This window comes from Streptomyces sennicomposti (genome assembly GCF_019890635.1).
Classification (GTDB): Bacteria; Actinomycetota; Actinomycetes; order Streptomycetales; family Streptomycetaceae; genus Streptomyces; species Streptomyces sennicomposti.
Genome location: NZ_JAIOAB010000029.1, coordinates 14104 through 31416 on the forward strand (window position 1 = coordinate 14104; position 17313 = coordinate 31416).

The 17313-nt window shown below is 70.7% G+C and carries 16 protein-coding genes; 5 read left to right on the forward strand and 11 right to left on the reverse strand.

The genetic code is table 11. The features are described from left to right. Window positions 1-114 precede the first annotated feature (114 nt). The gene (gene ftsY, locus K7787_RS17620) at window positions 115-1326 is read right to left on the reverse strand and encodes a signal recognition particle-docking protein FtsY (protein WP_043261343.1); all 1212 of its coding nucleotides are present in this window, start codon (window positions 1324-1326) and stop codon (window positions 115-117) included. Between the two features lie 197 nt (window positions 1327-1523). Between ftsY and K7787_RS17625 the strand changes: the two genes are divergently transcribed. Further along, window positions 1524-2990, forward strand: coding sequence for a cytosine permease (locus tag K7787_RS17625; RefSeq protein ID WP_009190858.1), 1467 nt, complete (start codon window positions 1524-1526; stop codon window positions 2988-2990). Between the two features lie 66 nt (window positions 2991-3056). Continuing rightward, a complete protein-coding gene (locus K7787_RS17630; protein ID WP_247721025.1) occupies window positions 3057-3278 on the forward strand; it encodes a hypothetical protein in 222 nt (73 codons plus the stop codon). Window positions 3279-3453: 175 nt separating this feature from the next. On the opposite strand, the gene K7787_RS17635 is transcribed toward K7787_RS17630, so the two are convergent. From K7787_RS17635 to K7787_RS17650, 4 genes are all read right to left on the reverse strand, one after another. Further along, window positions 3454-4869, reverse strand: a complete 1416-nt coding sequence (locus K7787_RS17635; RefSeq protein ID WP_164393754.1) for a sugar porter family MFS transporter — start codon at window positions 4867-4869, stop codon at window positions 3454-3456. A gap of 336 nt (window positions 4870-5205) precedes the next feature. Then, a complete protein-coding gene (gene smc / locus K7787_RS17640; RefSeq protein WP_223002087.1) occupies window positions 5206-8775 on the reverse strand; it encodes a chromosome segregation protein SMC in 3570 nt (1189 codons plus the stop codon). Window positions 8776-9020: 245 nt separating this feature from the next. Continuing rightward, window positions 9021-9224, reverse strand: coding sequence for a hypothetical protein (locus tag K7787_RS17645; RefSeq protein WP_009190853.1), 204 nt, complete (start codon window positions 9222-9224; stop codon window positions 9021-9023). A gap of 375 nt (window positions 9225-9599) precedes the next feature. Beyond that, complete coding sequence (locus K7787_RS17650) at window positions 9600-9881, reverse strand: acylphosphatase (protein ID WP_223002089.1); 282 nt, start codon at window positions 9879-9881, stop codon at window positions 9600-9602. Window positions 9882-10050: 169 nt separating this feature from the next. Here K7787_RS17650 and K7787_RS17655 point away from each other — a divergent pair, with 169 nt between their 5' ends. Next, entirely contained in the window at window positions 10051-11226 is a 1176-nt protein-coding gene (locus K7787_RS17655; RefSeq protein ID WP_223002091.1) for a CAP domain-containing protein, read from the forward strand. Window positions 11227-11246: 20 nt separating this feature from the next. Here K7787_RS17655 and K7787_RS17660 read toward each other — a convergent pair whose 3' ends face one another. The 5 genes from K7787_RS17660 to K7787_RS17680 form a co-directional block, all read right to left on the reverse strand. Continuing rightward, window positions 11247-12488, reverse strand: coding sequence for a tyrosine-type recombinase/integrase (locus K7787_RS17660; RefSeq protein WP_223002093.1), 1242 nt, complete (start codon window positions 12486-12488; stop codon window positions 11247-11249). Then, the gene (locus K7787_RS17665) at window positions 12488-12682 is read right to left on the reverse strand and encodes a helix-turn-helix transcriptional regulator (protein WP_223002095.1); all 195 of its coding nucleotides are present in this window, start codon (window positions 12680-12682) and stop codon (window positions 12488-12490) included. The genes K7787_RS17660 and K7787_RS17665 overlap by 1 nt, the downstream gene beginning before the upstream one ends. Next, window positions 12679-14097, reverse strand: coding sequence for a replication initiator protein RepSA (gene repSA, locus K7787_RS17670; protein WP_372456654.1), 1419 nt, complete (start codon window positions 14095-14097; stop codon window positions 12679-12681). Before repSA ends, K7787_RS17665 begins: the two co-directional genes overlap by 4 nt. After that, window positions 14094-14426 carry a hypothetical protein gene (locus K7787_RS17675; RefSeq protein ID WP_223002097.1) on the reverse strand — a complete coding sequence of 111 codons (333 nt, stop codon included), beginning with the start codon at window positions 14424-14426 and terminating at the stop codon, window positions 14094-14096. Before K7787_RS17675 ends, repSA begins: the two co-directional genes overlap by 4 nt. Before the next feature lie 81 nt (window positions 14427-14507). Continuing rightward, on the reverse strand, window positions 14508-14699 hold the full coding sequence (locus tag K7787_RS17680) for a hypothetical protein (protein ID WP_223002099.1): 192 nt from the start codon (window positions 14697-14699) through the stop codon (window positions 14508-14510). A gap of 191 nt (window positions 14700-14890) precedes the next feature. Between K7787_RS17680 and K7787_RS17685 the strand changes: the two genes are divergently transcribed. Together K7787_RS17685 and K7787_RS17690 are read left to right on the forward strand one after the other, a co-directional pair. Then, window positions 14891-15664 (forward strand): GntR family transcriptional regulator, encoded by a 774-nt coding sequence (locus tag K7787_RS17685; protein ID WP_223002101.1) that lies wholly within the window; start codon window positions 14891-14893, stop codon window positions 15662-15664. Then, window positions 15661-16224: a GNAT family N-acetyltransferase gene (locus K7787_RS17690; RefSeq protein ID WP_223002103.1), complete on the forward strand. Its 564-nt coding sequence runs from the start codon at window positions 15661-15663 to the stop codon at window positions 16222-16224. The genes K7787_RS17685 and K7787_RS17690 overlap by 4 nt, the downstream gene beginning before the upstream one ends. A gap of 346 nt (window positions 16225-16570) precedes the next feature. Here K7787_RS17690 and K7787_RS17695 read toward each other — a convergent pair whose 3' ends face one another. Next, complete coding sequence (locus K7787_RS17695; RefSeq protein ID WP_223002105.1) at window positions 16571-17020, reverse strand: hypothetical protein; 450 nt, start codon at window positions 17018-17020, stop codon at window positions 16571-16573. Between the last annotated feature and the right edge of the window lie 293 nt (window positions 17021-17313).

A 17313-nucleotide genomic window follows, 5' to 3' on the forward strand; every position in this document is an offset into this window, starting at 1 on the left:
TCACACCCGTACAGCCGTCTCCCGCCCCCGTGCATACGAAAGCGCCCGGCCCATACGACAGCGCCCGCCCCCCGTGTTCCGGGGGCGGGCGCTGTCGTGGGCCATGGGGGCCGGTCAGTCTCCGATGAGGGCGTCAACGAACGCCTCCGGCTCGAACGGCGCGAGGTCGTCCGCGCCCTCGCCGAGCCCGATCAGCTTGACCGGGACGCCCAGCTCACGCTGGACCGCGATCACGATGCCGCCCTTGGCGGTGCCGTCCAGCTTGGTCAGCACGATGCCGCTGATGTCCACGACCTCGGCGAAGACCCGCGCCTGGACCAGACCGTTCTGCCCGGTGGTGGCGTCGAGGACGAGCAGCACCTCGTCCAGCGGGGCGTGCTTCTCGACGACCCGCTTGACCTTGCCCAGCTCGTCCATGAGACCGGTCTTGGTGTGCAGGCGGCCGGCGGTGTCGATGAGCACCACGTCGACGCCCATCTCCTTGCCCTCCTTCACCGCGTCGAAGGCGACGGAGGCGGGGTCGCCGGCCTCGGGGCCGCGCACGGTGTGGGCGCCGACGCGCTCGCCCCAGGTCTGGAGCTGGTCGGCGGCGGCGGCGCGGAAGGTGTCGGCGGCGCCGAGGACGACGGTGCGCCCGTCGGCGACCAGGACGCGGGCGAGCTTGCCGGTGGTGGTGGTCTTGCCGGTGCCGTTGACGCCGACGACCATCACGATGCCCGGCTTGCGGCCGTCCGGCTCGGTGCGCACGGTGCGGTCCACATCGGTGCCGACCAGGGTCAGCAGCTCCTCGCGCAGCAGGGTGCGCAGCTCGGCCGGGGTGCGGGTGCCGAGGACGCGGACCCGCTCGCGCAGCCGCTCGACCAGCTCCTGGGTGGGCTGGACGCCGACGTCGGCGGTCAGCAGGGTGTCCTCGATCTCCTCCCAGGTCTCCTCGTCCAGGTGTTCGCGGGACAGGAGGGTGAGCAGGCCCTTGCCCAGGGCGTTCTGCGACCGGGAGAGGCGGGCGCGCAGCCGGACCAGGCGGCCGGCGGTCGGCTCCGGGACCTCGATCGCGGGAGCCGGGATCTCCTCGACGACGGGCGGCTCCTCCACGACGACGGGAGAAGACGCGTCGGGCAGGTCCACCTCCTCGATCGTCCGCCGCGTTTCCTCGCGCGGCGTCTCGGCCTCTTCGCCGACGTGCGGCTCGGCCGGAGGAGCGGTGATGTCGGGGGGGCTGGGCGGCGGCGGGGGCAGCGGCCTGCGGCGCCGGCTGCCGACGACGAGCCCGCCGAGCGCGCCGAGCACCACCACGGCGATGACTACAGCAAGGATGATGGTTTCCATAACGCGTCCAGTATCAGCCATGGGTACCGGCCGCAGGCGGCTTGTGGCTTCCGCCAGGAGACAAAGGCCACCGAATGCCATGAGTCGGATCAAAGTACGATGGTGTGGCTCGCGTCCGTACGCGTAGAGTCCCGACGTCGCCGCCCTTTTCTCCCGGCGGCCCCTCTCCCCCCACGAACGAGGCCGGACCCTTCTTCATGAGCAAGACCGCCGAGACCGAAGGCGCGCTGGAAACCCGTGGCATCGAACAGGTGCCCGATCACGAGCGCACCGCCAGGACCCGTGAGCTGTTCCCCACCTGGGTCGGCGCCAACATCAGCGTGCTGCTGCTCACCATGGGCGCCAGTCTCGTCGTGGCGTACCACCTGAACTTCTGGCAGGCGCTCGTCGTCGCCGTCGCGGCGCCCGTCGTCTCCTACGGCCTGGTCGGGCTGATCGGGATCGCGGGCAAGCGCGGCGGGGCGCCGGGCATGGCGCTGTCGCGGGCGGTCTTCGGGCAGCGCGGCAATCTCCTGCCCGGTTCGCTGATCTGGGTGGCCCGCTGGGGCTGGGAGACGATCAACGCGGTGACCGGCGCGTACGCCGTGCTCACCATCCTGAAGATCCTGTTCGGCGTGCGCGGCAACAGCGTGCTGGACATGGTGACGCTGCTGGCGTTCGTCGTCGCCACCTTCGCGATCTCCGGGCTCGGCATCACCGCCGTGCAGAAGTGCAACAAGTACGCGACGTACCTCTTCGGCGTCTTCTCGGTGCTGGTGCTCGGCTATCTGGTCGTGGACACCGACTGGTCGGCGGTCTTCGGGCACTCCGCCGGGTCCACCGCCTCGGTGATCACCGGTGTCGGCATGATCGCGGCGGGCGGCGTGAGCTGGATCCCGACCGCGCCGGACTTCACCCGCTACCTGCCGCGCACCGCCTCCTCCAAGGCGATCGTGGGCCACTCGGTCGGCGGCGCCGGAATCGTCGTGCTGCCCATGGTGCTGATGGGCGCGGTGATGGCGGTCTCCACGCCCGATCTCGCCTCGGCCGCCGACCCGGTCTCCTTCCTCGGCGAGATCCTGCCGACCTGGATCGCGGTGCCGTATCTGCTGATCGCGCTGATCGGCATGCTGCTGATCAACTCGATGTCGATGTACTCGGCGGGCTTCACCGCGCAGACCCTCGGCTTCAAGGTGCCGCGGCACTGGGCGGTCTCGGTCAACGCGGTGATCTCGCTGGCGTTCGGCGGCGTGCTGATGCTGGTGGCGACGAGCTTCATGGGCTCGTTCATCGCCTTCCTGTCGCTGCTCGCGGTCGCCTTCTCCGCCTGGGTCGGCGTCTTCGGCGCGGACATGCTGCGGCGCACCGAGTACGACGGCCGCGCCATGGCCGACACGACGCGCACCAGCGCGTACTGGTACCGGGGCGGCTTCTCCCCCGCCGCGGTGGCGGCGTGGGCGATCGGCCTGGCCGCGGGTCTGATGTTCACCACGTCCGACTGGTTCACCGGCCCGTTCGCGACGGGCAACGTCATCGGCGAGTACGGCCTCGGCTGGGTCGCCACGATCGTGGTCTCCGGCCTGCTGTACCTGGTGCTGCCCAAGCCGGCCGTGGCGACGCCGGCCGCCGCCGCGGGCGCCGCCGAGGAGCGCGCCGCCGAGCAGCCGGAGACGCTGACCGTCTGAGCCGCGCGCACCCGCCTTCGCACACACCGAAGTCCCCCTCCCGCCTGACCCGAGGGGGACTTCCGCGTGTCCGGGGGTGCCGAAACTGCGTGGCTCGACGCCGAGCAGGTGCCGGAGCTGCTGCGCGAGGTCGCCCTGCCGCGCGAGCGGCTGGACCAGGTCGCGCTGTGGACCGAGCGGCCGCGGACGGTCGAGGAGCACCGGGACCAGATCGCGGTCCGGCTCGGGATCGTCGAGGACAGCGCCCGCGAGGCGCTGGAGATCGGCGGCGGCGTCCTCGTCCGGTGACCGCGGCCGACCGCGTGCGAAACCGCCGCCCCCGGCCGGTCGGAACCGGGCGGGGGCGGCGGTGGATACGAGGAGAGGGCAGCGGGGATGGGCCCGTCTCCTCGGCTTCGGGGGCCGGGGGAGCCAAGGGCGCGCGGGGCTCCGTGCGGAGTCCGGGCGCGCGGCCCCCGCGGGCTCAGCCCATCTCCTCCAGTGCCTTGCCCTTCGTCTCCTTGACGAACTTGAGCACGAACGGGATGGAGAGCGCGGCGAAGACCGTGTAGATGATGTAGGTCCCCGACAGGTTCCAGTCGGCCAGCGACGGGAAGCTCGCGGTGATGGCCCAGTTGGCGATCCACTGCGCGGAGGCGGCCACGCCGAGGGCGGCGGCGCGGATCCGGTTCGGGAACATCTCGCCGAGGAAGACCCACACGACCACACCCCAGGACAGGGCGAAGAAGAGGACGAAGACGTGGGCGGCGATCAGGGCGACCCAGCCCTGGGTGGCGGGCAGCTTGCCGTCGACCAGCGGGTGCGAGAAGGCCCAGGCCTCCAGCGCCAGGCCGACCACCATGCCGACCGAGCCGACGAGGGCGAGCGGCTTGCGGCCGACGCGGTCCACGAAGATCATCGCGATCACGGTGCCGACGATGTTGATGATCGACGTCGTGAACGAGTAGAAGAACGACTGCGAGGGGTCGACGCCGACCGACTGCCACAGCGTCGAGGAGTAGTAGAACGCGACGTTGATGCCTACGAACTGCTGGAACACCGACAGGCCGATGCCGATCCAGACGATCGGCTTGAAGAAGAAGCCGCCGCCGAGCAGGTCCTTGAAGGTGGACTTGTGCTCGCGCTTCATCGCGGTCTCGATCTCGTGCACGCGCGCGTCGAGGTCGACGTCCTTGCCCTCGACCTCCGCGAGGATCTCGCGGGCCCGCTCCCGGCGGCCGACGGAGATCAGGAAGCGCGGGGACTCGGGGATGGCGAAGGAGAGCAGACCGTACAGCACGGCCGGGACGACCATGACGCCGAGCATGACCTGCCAGGCCTCCAGGCCCATCAGCTTGCCGCGCTGGTCGCCGCCGGCGGCGTTGAGCAGGCCCCAGTTGACCAGCTGCGAGATCGCGATGCCGACGACGATCGCGGCCTGCTGGAAGGAGCCGAGCCGGCCGCGGTAGGCGGGCGGGGAGACCTCGGCGATGTAGGCGGGGCCGATCACCGAGGCCATGCCGATGGCGAAGCCGCCGATGACGCGCCACATGGCGAGGTCCCACAGGGCGAACGGCAGGGCCGAGCCGACGGCGCTGACGGTGAACAGGACCGCGGCGATCTGCATGCAGCGGATGCGGCCGATGCGGTCGGCTATGCGGCCGGCGGTCGCGGCGCCGATGGCGCAGCCGATCAACGCGATGGCGATGACCTGCGCCAGCACGGCGGAACCGACGTCGTAGCGGTCCCGGATGGCCTCGACGGCGCCGTTGATCACGGAGCTGTCGTAGCCGAAGAGGAAGCCGCCCATGGCCGCCGCCGCGGCGATGAAGATGACGTGCCCGAGATGATCGGGATGGGCCGTGGCTCCTGGCCTGGGTGCCTGCGCTGTGCTGGTCACGTGTACTCCTCGGGCACACCGGCAACGCTGCCGGGGTGGGGGGTCAGCCCTCCGGGTCATGAGACCTGAAGGTAAAAGCAACGTTGCAGAGACTATGCCTTCATGTTTCGAAGTCAATAGCTCGTCTGCTGTGACTTTGACCCACCCGCGTGGCGAGCTTGCGTTCAAGTGTTGAAATCAAGTATCGGACAAGGTCCGTCTACCCCGAAGTCATGGGTACACGCGGGGGCCGATCACGAAACGGGCGGAAGAGGGCAAGTGCTCTCCGAGCGCGCAGACGAAGAGGGCGCCCACGGCCGCGAGCCGGTGCGGGCGCCCTCGGCGGAGCCGGTGCGGTCAGCGCAGGCGCTGGCTGATGACCTTCGAGACGCCGTCGCCCTGCATGGAGACGCCGTACAGCGCGTCGGCCACCTCCATCGTGCGCTTCTGGTGCGTGATCACGATGAGCTGGGAGGCCTCCTGCAGCTCCTGCATGATCCGGATCAGCCGCTGGAGGTTGGTGTCGTCGAGGGCCGCCTCGACCTCGTCCATGACGTAGAACGGGCTCGGCCTGGCCTTGAAGATCGAGACCAGCAGGGCGACTGCGGTCAGCGAGCGCTCGCCGCCGGAGAGCAGGGACAGCCGCTTGACCTTCTTGCCCGGCGGGCGCGCCTCGACGTCCACGCCGGTGGTGAGCATGTTGTCGGGGTCGGTCAGCACGAGCCGGCCCTCGCCGCCGGGGAAGAGACGGCTGAACACGCCCTCGAACTCGCGTGCGGTGTCCCGGTAGGCGTCGGTGAAGACCTGCTCGACCCGCTCGTCCACCTCCTTGACGACCTGGAGGAGATCGGCGCGGGTCTTCTTGAGGTCGTCGAGCTGCTCGCTGAGGAACTGGTGGCGTTCCTCCAGGGCCGCGAACTCCTCCAGGGCCAGCGGGTTGACCTTGCCGAGCTGCTGGTAGGCGCGCTCGGCGGCCTTGAGCCGCTTCTCCTGCTCGGCCCGCACGAAGGGCCGGGGGCGGTTGCGGGGGTGGTCAGGGTCCTCGGGCAGTTCCTCGCCCTCGGCGGGCAGCGAGGGCGGCACGAGCTGGCCCGGCCCGTACTCCGCCACCAGAACGGCCGGCTCCACGCCCAGCTCCTCCAGCGCCCTGGCCTCCAGCTGCTCGATCCTGAGCCGCTTCTCGGCGCCGAGCACCTCGCCCCGGTGCACGGAGTCGGTCAGCTTGTCGAGTTCGCCCTTGAGATCGCGGCCCTGGGTGCGGGCGGCGGCCAGCTCCTGCTCGCGCAGGGCCTTGGCGGCCTCGGCGGCGGCGCGCTCCCGCTCGGCGCGGGCGAGGGAGACCTCCACATGGGCCAGCAGTTGCCGGGCGCCGGAGGCGACGGCCCCGGCGACTGCCGCCTCGTGGCGCAGCCGGGCGCGCCGCTGTTCGGCACGCGCGCGTGCCTCGCGTTCGGCGCGGGCGGCCCGGTCGAGGGAGTCGGCGCGGCCGGCGAGCGACTTGACGCGTTCCTCGTGGGTGCGGACCTGGAGGCGGGCCTCCATCTCGGTCTGCCGGGCGTTGGCGCCGTCGGCGGCGAGCCGGTCGCGCAGATGGGTGTCGGGTTCCTCCTCGACGGGCGTCTCCTCGGCGACGGCGAGCCGCTCGGCGAGTTCCGCCACTTCCTGGAGGGCGTTGTCCAGGGCTTCCTGGGCGCGGGCGGCGGCGGCCGTGGAGCGTTCGGCCTCGCCCGCGGCGCCGCGGGCCTGGCCGGCGAGGCGGCCGAGCTGCTGGGCGACCGCCGACTTCTCCCGGTCGGCGGCCCGCCGCCGCTCCCCCAGCTCCTCGACCAGCGCCGCGCACTCGGTGCGCCGCTGTCCGGCCAGCCGCTGGGCCTCGGCCAGCTCCTCGCACCGGACGGCGAGCCGGTCCAGCTCGGCGGCGGCCTCGTCCACGGAGGCCTGCACCTCCAGCAGGCTCGGCGCGCCGGCCGATCCGCCGTGCGCGAAGTGCGCGCCGAGCAGATCGCCCTCGGCGGTGACGGCGGTGAGACGGGGATGCGTACGGACCAGGTCCTCGGCGTCCTCCAGGGTGGTGACGACGACGATGCCGCGCAGCAGGCGGCGTACGGCCGGCATGAGGTGGGCGGGGCCGCTGACGAGGTCGGCGGCGCAGGGGTGCCCGCAGGGGGTGCCGTCCGGTCCGGTCGCCGGGGTCCCGGGCTCGTCCGGGGCGTCGGCGAGGAGGAGGGCGGCGCGGCCCGCGTCCTGTTTGCGCAGCAGGCGCAGGGCGTCGGCCGCGGCGGCGGGGCCGGCGACGGCGAGGGCGTCGGCGGCGGCGCCGAAGGCGGTGGCGAGGGCGGTCTCGTGGCCGGGGGCGACCGTGAGGAGTCCGGCGGCCGGGCCGAGCAGTCCGGTGAGGCGGTCGGCGGCGTCGAGCAGGGCGCCGGTGCCGTCCTTGCGGCGCAGCCCCAGGGCGAGGGCGTCGTGCCGGGCCCGCATCGCCGCGCGTTCGCGTTCGGCGGCGGTGGCGGCCTCGCGGGCGGCGCCGAAGGCGGCCTCCGCCTCGGCCAGGGCGGTCCTGGCGGCCTCGTGCCGTTCGGCGAGTTCGTCCTCGTCCGCGTCGAGTCCGTCGACCTCGGCCTTGAGGGCCTCGTACTCCTCCTGGGCGTGGACGGCGCGTTCCCGGGCCTCGTCGCGGGCGGCGGCCAGGCGGTCGATCTCGGCCTGGGCGGAGGCGGCGCGGGAGCGGGCCGCGTTGACCTGGCCGGCGAGCCGGGCCAGCCCTTCGCGGCGGTCGGCGATGGCGCGGGCGGCGTCCCTGAGGCGGCGCTCCTCGGCGGCGAGTTCGCGTTCCAGTTCGGCGCGGTGGGCGACGGTGTCCTCCAGCGCCCGCTGGGCGGCCTCCAGGGCGGCCTCCAGCTCGGCCTCCTGTTCGCGGACGCGGGCGGCCTCGCGCTCCAGGTCCTCGGGGTCGCGGCCGCGCCGCTCCTCGTCGGGTGCGGAGGTGGCGCTTCTGACCCGGGCGTCGGCCAGGGAGATGGTGCCGCGGACGCGTTCGGCGAGCTGGGACAGCTCGTACCAGGTCTCCTGGGCGCGGGTCAGGCGCGGGGTGAGGCGGCGTACCTCGTCCTCCAGGCGCGCTTCGCGCTGGAGGGCGCGGGCCAGTTCCTGTTCGGCGGCCTCCTTGCGTTCCTTGAGGGCGGCCTCGTCGGCGATCTCCGCCTGGAGGGCTTCGCGCAGGCGTACGAGGTCGTCGGCGAGCAGGCGCAGCCGGGCGTCGCGCAGGTCGGCCTGGATGACGGCGGCCCGGCGGGCGACGGCGGCCTGGCGGCCGAGCGGTTTGAGCTGGCGGCGCAGTTCGTCGGTGAGGTCCTGGACGCGGGCGAGGTTGGCCTGCATCGAGTCGAGCTTGCGGAGCGCCTTCTCCTTGCGCTTGCGGTGCTTGAGGACGCCGGCGGCCTCCTCGATGAAGGCGCGGCGGCCGGCCGGGTCGGCGTGCAGGACGGAGTCGAGCTGGCCCTGGCCGACGATGACGTGCATCTCGCGGCCGATGCCGGAGTCGGAGAGCAGTTCCTGGATGTCCAGCAGCCGGCAGGTGTCGCCGTTGATCTGGTACTCGCTGCCGCCGTTGCGGAACATGATCCGCGTGATGGTGACCTCGGCGTACTCGATGGGCAGGGCGCCGTCGGAGTTGTCGATGGTCAGGGACACCTCGGCGCGGCCCAGCGGCGGGCGGCCGGTGGTGCCGGCGAAGATGACGTCCTCCATCTTGCCGCCGCGCAGCGACTTGGCGCCCTGTTCGCCCATGACCCAGCTGAGCGCGTCCACCACGTTGGACTTGCCCGAGCCGTTCGGGCCGACGACGCACGTGATCCCCGGTTCAAAGCGGAGCGTGGTCGCCGAGGCGAACGACTTGAAGCCGCGGAGGGTCAGGGCCTTGAGGTGCACGCCGTCGGACTCTACCCGCCCGGGCTAGCGCACTCCACGAACCCTCGCAACCGCGCGGTTTCGCCCAGGGGCGGGCAGGGCACACCAGACGTTAAGACGCTGAAAGGATGCGCGGGAAACGGCGGGGGCCACGCGAGCGGGGGGACGGGAAAGAAGGAAGGGACGCCGAAGCGTCCCTTGCAACTCTGACGACGGAGCGGTTGACACGGGCGGCCCAACCACTGTGTCGTGGTGCTGTGCAGTGATCAGGTGAGCGCAGGCTCCGCCTGGTGTGCGTCGACACGCTCCATGATCCTGTCGTGAGAAGCGGCAGCCGTCAGCGCGTCGTTCTCCGCCTGGATCCGTACGAGCTCGGATTCAAGGTCCTGGACGCGCTGCTGGAGCCGTCGCATCTCGGCGAGGAGTCGAGGGTCGGAGCCACCGACGTAACCGAGAAGCGCCTTTGCCATGATGGATGGTCCTCCACACTGAGTGACCGACCGATGCGGTGTGGGTCGTGAGGGATTCGCACCCGCGGTGCTTGGCACTGTTCAGTTGTGCTGCCGTTCATCCATGCCAAACAGCTAAGGTGCGCGGGCTTTCAGCGTCTCACCAAAAAGTTTGACGGTCAACACGATCACACCCCGTGTCGGTGGGCGTCCCGGGGGCGCGCGGCCGGAAAGGCGGCGCGGCGGCTCCTGCGGGCCCCTGGGGGCGTGGCGGTCATCCTGCCCTGCGCGGCCCGGCACGGCAAGGTCCTTCCGGCGACCACCTGCTCTTTTCCCTCCGGGCAGATGCCAGGGGCAGGTGCGGCGGCCCGGGCCCGGCGACGCCCGGCGACCGCGTCAGCGGATCGCGAAGCCGTCGTAGCCCCCGCGCGGTGTGTCCCAGATCTCTGTGACACCGTCCACACGGCCGGGCGTGTCGTCCCCCTGGAGCCAGTCGAGGAGCCTCTGGCAGGCCTCGTGCGCCCCTTCGGCGACGATCTGCACGCGTCCGTCGCCGAGGTTGAGGGCGAAACCGCTGAGCCCGCCGATCTCCAGGGCCCGCGCCCGGGTGAACCAGCGGAAACCCACGCCCTGGACGTGCCCACGCACCCAGGCGACCAGTCGAACATCCTCGCTCATGAGTGCAACCTAACCGGGCAATGTCCCTGAGGGCACTTCCGCCCCCTGCGCCATGCGGTACCGTCCCGACCCAATGAATCTCATATGAAACTCACTCGATCGAGTGAGTCGGGTTGACCGCGTCGGCTCAGGGCGCGCGTCGGCCCTGGGGACGAGGAAGGCCAGGAACATGGGACGCCACCGACGTTCGGACGCCGGCCGCGCCACCACGGACCGTGCCACGGGGGCGACGGACACGCACGGCTCGTACCGGCAGGGCCACAGCTCACGGGACCTCTACGACTCGTTCCCGGACGGCGACCGCATGGGCATCGCGCCCTATCTGAACCCGGAGCGGTACGCCGACGCCTACGCGCGGGCCGAGGAGTACCTCTTCGCGACGGACGACGACTACGCCCGCGCCACGGACACGGTGGGCTTCCCGCCCGAGGGCTTCAGCCCCTCGCAGGGGCCGCTCGGCCGGGGCCGCCGCCGCAGGAGGAGGGCCGCCACCCCCGTCCGCACGGGTCTGCTCGGCGTCTCGGCGGCGGTCGCCCTCGGCACCGTCGCGGTGGCCACCGGCGCGGTGCCCGGGCTGGAGAACTACCGGCTGGGCGGGGACAGCAGCACCGGCGCCGACAGCGTGCAGGCGGCGGGCACGCCCACGAACAGCGCGAGCGCGCAGGGCGGCACGTCCGGCGGCGCACTGCCGGGCGACCGGACGGGAGCGCCCGGCGCCGGACGCGGCGCGGGCCGGCCGGCCTCGCCGACGCACTCCGCCGCACAGCCCTCGGCGACGCCGAGCCCATCCGCCCCGTCCGCCTCTCAGAGCCCGGCCGCCACCGCCCCGGCCACCCCGGCGAAGCCGCCCGCGGCCGAGCCGACGACCGAGCCGGCCGGCACCGCGGCCCCGCAGGAGACCGCGCCGGCCGCGCCCGCCACGAAGATCCCGCGGCAGCGGACCCGGTCCCCGGCGACGGTCTCCACGGAAGCCACCGCCGCGGCGGAGGTGCTGAGCCTGGTCAACCAGGAGCGGGCGAAGGCGGGCTGCAGCCCCGTCACGGCGGACGGCGCGCTGGCCTCGCTGGCGGAGGACTTCAGCGAGGCCATGGCCGACCAGGGCTTCTTCGACCACACCGACCCCAGCGGCGCGTCCCCGTGGGACCGGGCCGCCCGGCTCGGCATCACCGGCCTCGGCGGCGAGAACATAGCCCGCGGTCAGGCCGACGCGGCGGCGGTCATGGACGCCTGGATGAACAGCCCCGGCCACCGTGCCAACATCCTGAACTGCGACTTCAAGACCCTCGGCGTCGGCGTCCACTTCGGGACGGGCGGGCCTTGGTGGACGCAGGACTTCGGGTACTGAGATTCCCGCAGGTCAGACGCCTATGCACCTTCCTGGGCCGTGTCCGGGCCGTCGCCCGCGGGTTCCTCGTCGGCGAAGACGCGATCCACGGCGGCCCGGGTCCGAGTCCCGCTCGACGGCATCAGGTGCGTGTACGTCCTCAGCGTGAAGCCTGGGTCATGGTGACCCAGGTACTCGCTGAGAGCCTTGATGCTCTCCCCCGCGTCCAGCAGCACCGAGGCGTAGAAGTGCCGCAGCGCGTGCATTCCGTTGTCCCGCCCGGTCTCGACGCCTGCCGCACGAAGCGCCGGCCGCCATACGCGGTCGTTGAAGCGGTTCCGGTCCAGTGACAGCCCCATGGACCCGGTGAAGATCAGCGACGCCGTGACGGGCGGGCCGTCGAGGGTCTTCCAGGGGAGCGTGATCCTCGTAGCCGGGTGTCGCTTGAGGTGGCCGGCCAGCGCGAAGGCCACGGACTCAGGCAGGGGAACATCACGCTCCTTGCCGCCCTTGGGCGGGGCGAACACCGGCCGGGACAGCCGTAGGAGCTTGACCTGCCGTACGACGTGCACCACTCCCCCGAGGAAGTCCACATCTTCCACGGCCAGGCCGAAAGCCTCACCCTGACGCAGGCCGCACCCGGCAGCCACGTTCACGAGCGACTGGTAGCGATCCGGCAGCGCCGAACGCACGGCCATGACCTGTTCAGCAGACCACGGCTTCACCTTTCGAGGCTCCAGGCGCGGCGCCCGCACAGACCGAGCGCTGCACGGATTGGCCCGGATGATCCGGTCTTCCACAGCAGCAGTGAAAACCGTGGAGACATGGGCGAAGATCCCGCGCCGATACCCAGCAGAAAGCCCACGGTCCTCCAACGTCCGCAGCCAGAGCCGCAGGTGGGAAGGCGTGAACGACCCCAGCGGTCGGCTGCCCAGGTACGGGATCGCGTGCAGCCGTAGGCGGCTTTCCACGGACTCTCGGGTCAGAGGGTCCGTGACCTGGGTGGCCATCCACTCCGTGGCGTACTGCTCGAACGTGACCTTGCCAGCGTCAGGGTCGACGTAGTCGCCGCGCGACATGTCCGCCTCGATGTTGACCAGCCACTGTTCCGCCTTGCGCTTCTGCTTGTCCGGGAAGCTCTTGGACTTCTCGGCCCCGTCCGGACCGACGTAGCGAGCCCGGTAGCGCATCCCTACACCGTGGCGCTCAGTCTTGACTTTCCGGGGCTTGCCGTCCGGCCCGGTCTCGGTCTTGTACCAGCGGTCTTGGATGTGCCCGGCCATCAGGCGGCCCTTTCCATCAGAGAGGCGACCCAGGTACGCACGTCTTCGGGGTCGAAGCGGAGATGCCGGCCGACGCGGAAGCCTCGCGGCCCGGTCTGCTTGCGGCGCCACTGGTAGACGGTTTCGACCGGGACACCCAGGAGGTCGGCCAGGTCGACCGGGGTCAGGTAGCGGTCGGGCAGCGAGCGCTTCATGCCCACACCTCCATGTCGTCCAGGTCGGCGAGTGCTTCGCGTGCGGTGTCTCGGTTCAGTCGCAGGTCTCGGGCGATGGATGCGGCGAGCCAGGATTCGCCGGGGGTGTGGCCTTGTCCGGCGTAGGTCCAGTGGGCAAGGACGAGCGTGGAGCCCTCCGTGTCGTCGAGGTCTTCGGAGAGCCCGCGTTCGCGGCGTTCCTGCCGGGCGCGGTAGTCGGCGCGGACCTGGCGCAGCGCGCCGAGGGTGGTGGAGTAGCGGCGGGACTTGGTGGAGAAGTGGCCGCGGAAGCCGAGCATGTGAGCCCAGCGCCACAGCAGCCGGTCCGGGTAGGCGTCATCGAGGACCCAGCACGCTTCGATGAGCCGCCGGGTGTGGTCGGGCAGGGGGAGCTTGTCCAGTTCGGCCGGTTCCCCGATGCGGCGGTCGATGGTGCCGGTGGTCTCGGCGGCTTTGGTGGCGTACTTGGCGACGTAGGAGGCCACGGCCTGTTCGGTCAGTTCCTCGCGGCCCAGTGCGCCGATGGCTTGCACGTCGACCTGGGAGCCCCAGCGCAGGGTGCGGGCGGGGTGGCCGGCGGAGGCCGGAACGGGCACGGACACGCGAGCGGCGGCCGCCCGGATCGCGTCATCCAGGAGGGCGATGGTGGCCCACGCCGGCGGAGGTGTGTCGGGGCCGTCTGGACCGTCGAGGCGGACCACCGCGTGGAAGTGCACCGAGCCGCGTTTCTGGAACTCGGCGACCTTGCCGAAGGCGACCTTGCACACCTCGCGTAATGCCGACTGCGTGAGGCCGGCGCGGGCGGCGATCTCCCGGCGCAGGTAGATGGTGAAGCGGCGCCACAGGTCCCCGGCGAAGTTGTTCCACAGCACCGCGCCCGCGTAGTCGTAGCGCTCCGGGTCCAGGGCCGTGCCGAGTACCGGGTCGTCCTCGGTGTGCTGGGTGCCGCAGCGGCAGCGGCCGGTGTCTGGCCGGTTGTGGACGGGGCCGAAGGACGGTGCGGTGAGGGTTGCGAAGACGCGGGGGTGGTCCCGCACGGTGGCGGGCACGTCCTTGCGTTCGTCGCCGGTGATCCCGGCGCGGATCAGGTGGTAGGTGTCCCCGGCATACGTCCAGGCGCAGGCCGGGCAGCGGGAGGCCCGCCGGTTGCCGCAGGCGACGCGGAGCATGCCGCCCGGCTCGGTCTCGGTGCTGTAGGAGTAGAGCACGTCCCCGGTCGCCGCGTCGCGGGTGACCGTCTGGCCCGTCAGCCGGATCGGGTGGGAGCAGCCGCCGGTACGGCGTACCTGTTCCTGCCAGCGGTCGAAGCCCGGCGAGTTCGCCACCCGCAGCAGGTCCGCCAGGGTCAGGGGGTCGGTGCCCAGGGAGGCCGCGACACCGGCCACGACCTCCGGAGGAACAGGGAACAGGCTCACGCGGCCACCGCCAGCGCAGCCGGGGGAACGAGCCGGGCGAGGCGGGCGACGTAGGCGGCGTGCCGCTCCCTGGCGCTCTCGCTGATCGAGGTCAGGCGGACGGAGGCGGATGTGTGCTCGGTGAGTCCGGAGCCCGCGCAGGAGCCGCAGAAGATGCCGGTCGGGTCGCTGTCGCCCGCCCAGCCGGAACCGGCGCACCGGTCGCAGTCGGCCCACGGCCGGGAGACGAGGAAGTTCAGGCACTCGGCCGGATCGGCGCAGTCCGTGACACCGCAAGCCGGGCACGCCCGCTGGAGGGAAACGCGCACACGGAGGGGGGAAGCAGGCATGATGGAGGTTCCCTTCGAGGGAGCCGGGGGCGGCGGATCTTCTTGGCGGTTGAGCGCCGCCCCCGGGCGCGGATCGGACTGTTACTGGCCGTAGCGGCGGCGGTAGCGCCGGGACTCGAACTTCGGCGCGGGCAGCATCTCCTTGTCGGGGGAGTCGCCCTTGTCCGGCGCGTAGTCGGGGTTGTACGGGTAGGTCGGGTGCTGGAGATGGGCCTTGACCGCTGCCCGGTCCCGCTTCCTCGCGTCCCGCTCCCCCTGGTCCCTCTTGAACATGTCCTGTCCTTTCCTTCGAGGTGTCGGGGCGGCTGATCTTCTTGACGGTTGAACACCACCCCTGAGCAAGGGAATTGACCCCCTTGCTCAACTTGTTGGTACAAGCTCAGCTTGCAGTGTGATGCGGCCGACGTCAAGAGAATCGGCGCTACATGTACCAACAAGTTGACCGGGTGCGTCATGATGGGGGTATGAGCAAGCAGCCGAAGTACCAACAGGTGGCGGACGCCCTGCGCCGCGACATCGACAGCGGGACGTACGAGCCAGGTGCGCGGCTGCCCTCGGAGAGCGACCTGATGGCACGCTTCGACGCTTCCAGGAACACGGTTCGATCAGGTCTGAATGTGCTGGTGAGCCAAGGGCTGATCTCGTCCAGCCAGGGTCTTGGGTACGCGGTCCGGAAGCACGAGGTGTTCGAGCTGAACGCCTCTCGCTTCGAGAACCTGACGTTTCCTCAGAACGGTGACGCCTACTCGACGGACGTTACGAACGCTGGCCGCCGGCCGCATCAGACCTTTCGGGTCGAGCTGACCACCGCGCCTGAATACGTAGCTCAGCGACTGAAGGTCGATGCCGGATCAAGGACGGTCCTACGGTTCTGTCACCGGTTCGTTGATGACGTGCCGTGGTCCACTCAGGCCACGCACTACCCGGAATGGCTGATCGAGCAGGCGCCGCGACTCACCGAGCCGGGCGACATTGCTGAAGGCACCACGCGATACCTGACAAGCCTTGGCATCGAGCAGGTCGGGTACGCAGACGAGATCGCTACGAGGATGCCGACGCCAGAGGAGGCCCGTCTCCTGGACATCGCTCCCGGCGTACCTGTCTTGCTGTGGACACGCACTGGCTACTCGACGGAGAAGCCCATACGGTGCACGATCACTACCCTGCGAGGCGACCTGAACCGCATGAACTACGAGATCGGCGATCTCTCGGCCCGAGACGAGAACGAGTCCCAGTGATAATCACCCCCGCCGTCCCGGACGATCTGACCGCACTCCTGGCGTTCCGCGAAGAGGCAGCCTCTTGGATCAGTGAGTTGGGAAGCGACCAGTGGAGCCGCCCCTATCCCGCGGATCGCCTCATGGCCACAATCGAGGCCGGGACGGTGTTCATGGTGCGAGACGGGGAGACGACTGCCGCCACGATCACTCTCACGCCAGAGGCGGAGGAAGGGTTGTGGTCCGAGGAGGAACTGTCCGAGCCGTCGATGTTCATCAACAAGCTGACGGTGTCCCGCCTGTACGCCGGCCAGAACCTCGGCGGCCGACTTCTTGACTGGGCAGGAGACCGAGCGTTCCGGTCATCGGCCAAGTGGCTACGCCTTGACGCATGGACGACCAATGAGGCCCTACAGCGCTACTACCTGCGCCATGGGTTCCAGCATGTTCGGACCGTCCGTGAAGGCAGCGCCGTTAACGGAGGCCCGCGTGTCTCAGGGTGGCTCGCCCAAAGAGAGGCACAGCCTGCCGATCACGGCTTCGCAGACCAGACGCCTGCCCCCGCGCCACTCGCCAGGTAGCGGTTACAGGTTTCTCTACCTCATCAAGCCCCGGCTGCGCTCCGCTCCGCCGGGCGCGCTTCCCGGCTCCGCTCCGCGCGCCGCTCCTGCCTTCGGCCCGCTCCGCGCGGGCTGCGCCGACGCGCGCCCTGGTGAGGGTTGGCCGGCGGCATGAGGTCAGAACACGTCGTGGCTGGGGCGGTCGGCTCCACGGCTTTAGGCAGCCACTTTGGGGCGAGCCTCTAAGATCATGGCCCCAACGTCGTGCTTTACCGGGCAGGTCCACAGACTGCCCGACGCGCCGCAAGCTTACGGGGCCATGATCACTCGCCCCAAAGCAGCTCCAGCCCAAAGCCGCTCCGCCGACCTAGTCCGGACTCTGAACCAGCTCTTTGGGTTGGCCGGATAGATCGCCACCTACGATTCCCAGATCATCCCGCATGGCACTTAGAAGATCTCGGTAGGCGTTCTCAAGCCCTTGCGCAAAGCTGTCCTTATTCTCCTCAGACCGCTGCTGATCAGGCAGGCACACGCTGGAGGCCCCGAACCACATCCACACTCCCCGAGCGTCGGCAGCGACCTTCCGCGACCCAAGCAGCTCCATCTCGGCGATGAGCCGTTCGGCATCGCGCGTGAAGGCTTGGACGTCTGGGGCCGCCGCTGGAGGGATCTCCGGAGAGTAGCGAAGGTGCCTCACGTAGGGACGCCAGGTGCTGACGAGGCCCAGATACTCGGTGAACACCCTCTGCCTCTCGCTGGCCCAGCGATGCCGATCCTCTCGCTCCCAGCGCTGCTGTTCCCTCTCAATCTCGCGCACCCAACGAGCGTCATCACGTCGAGCAAGCACACGCTGACCCACGACAACGCCGGTAGCTCCGAGCGCTCCGCTTGATCCGAACTGAATCAAGGCCATCCACCATGCCGTCATGCCCTGAAGGTACGGCGAGCCCTGGACACGCATGTGAGATCTGAGGAGGATCTGAGCCCGAACCGCTCGCCCAAGCCCGCCGGGCCGTCCCCGGGCCGTCCGAGGCCGCACAACGACGACCAACGCTGACAACCACCGACGGCTAAGTCGCAGGTCGCAGCGTTGATCGTCTACAAGGCCCC

Excerpts from the sequence above, each read along its gene's own strand:
- K7787_RS17625 (WP_009190858.1), top strand. The coding sequence starts at position 1,524 with ATGAGCAAGACCGCCGAGACCGAAGGCGCGCTGGAAACCCGTGGCATC.
- K7787_RS17665 (WP_223002095.1), bottom strand. The coding sequence starts at position 12,682 with ATGAAGCGCTCGCTGCCCGACCGCTACCTGACCCCGGTCGACCTGGCC.
- ftsY (WP_043261343.1), bottom strand. The coding sequence starts at position 1,326 with ATGGAAACCATCATCCTTGCTGTAGTCATCGCCGTGGTGGTGCTCGGC.
- K7787_RS17650 (WP_223002089.1), bottom strand. The coding sequence starts at position 9,881 with ATGAGCGAGGATGTTCGACTGGTCGCCTGGGTGCGTGGGCACGTCCAG.
- K7787_RS17655 (WP_223002091.1), top strand. The coding sequence starts at position 10,051 with ATGGGACGCCACCGACGTTCGGACGCCGGCCGCGCCACCACGGACCGT.
- K7787_RS17660 (WP_223002093.1), bottom strand. The coding sequence starts at position 12,488 with ATGGCCGGGCACATCCAAGACCGCTGGTACAAGACCGAGACCGGGCCG.
- K7787_RS17685 (WP_223002101.1), top strand. The coding sequence starts at position 14,891 with ATGAGCAAGCAGCCGAAGTACCAACAGGTGGCGGACGCCCTGCGCCGC.
- K7787_RS17675 (WP_223002097.1), bottom strand. The coding sequence starts at position 14,426 with ATGCCTGCTTCCCCCCTCCGTGTGCGCGTTTCCCTCCAGCGGGCGTGC.
- K7787_RS17680 (WP_223002099.1), bottom strand. The coding sequence starts at position 14,699 with ATGTTCAAGAGGGACCAGGGGGAGCGGGACGCGAGGAAGCGGGACCGG.
- K7787_RS17645 (WP_009190853.1), bottom strand. The coding sequence starts at position 9,224 with ATGGCAAAGGCGCTTCTCGGTTACGTCGGTGGCTCCGACCCTCGACTC.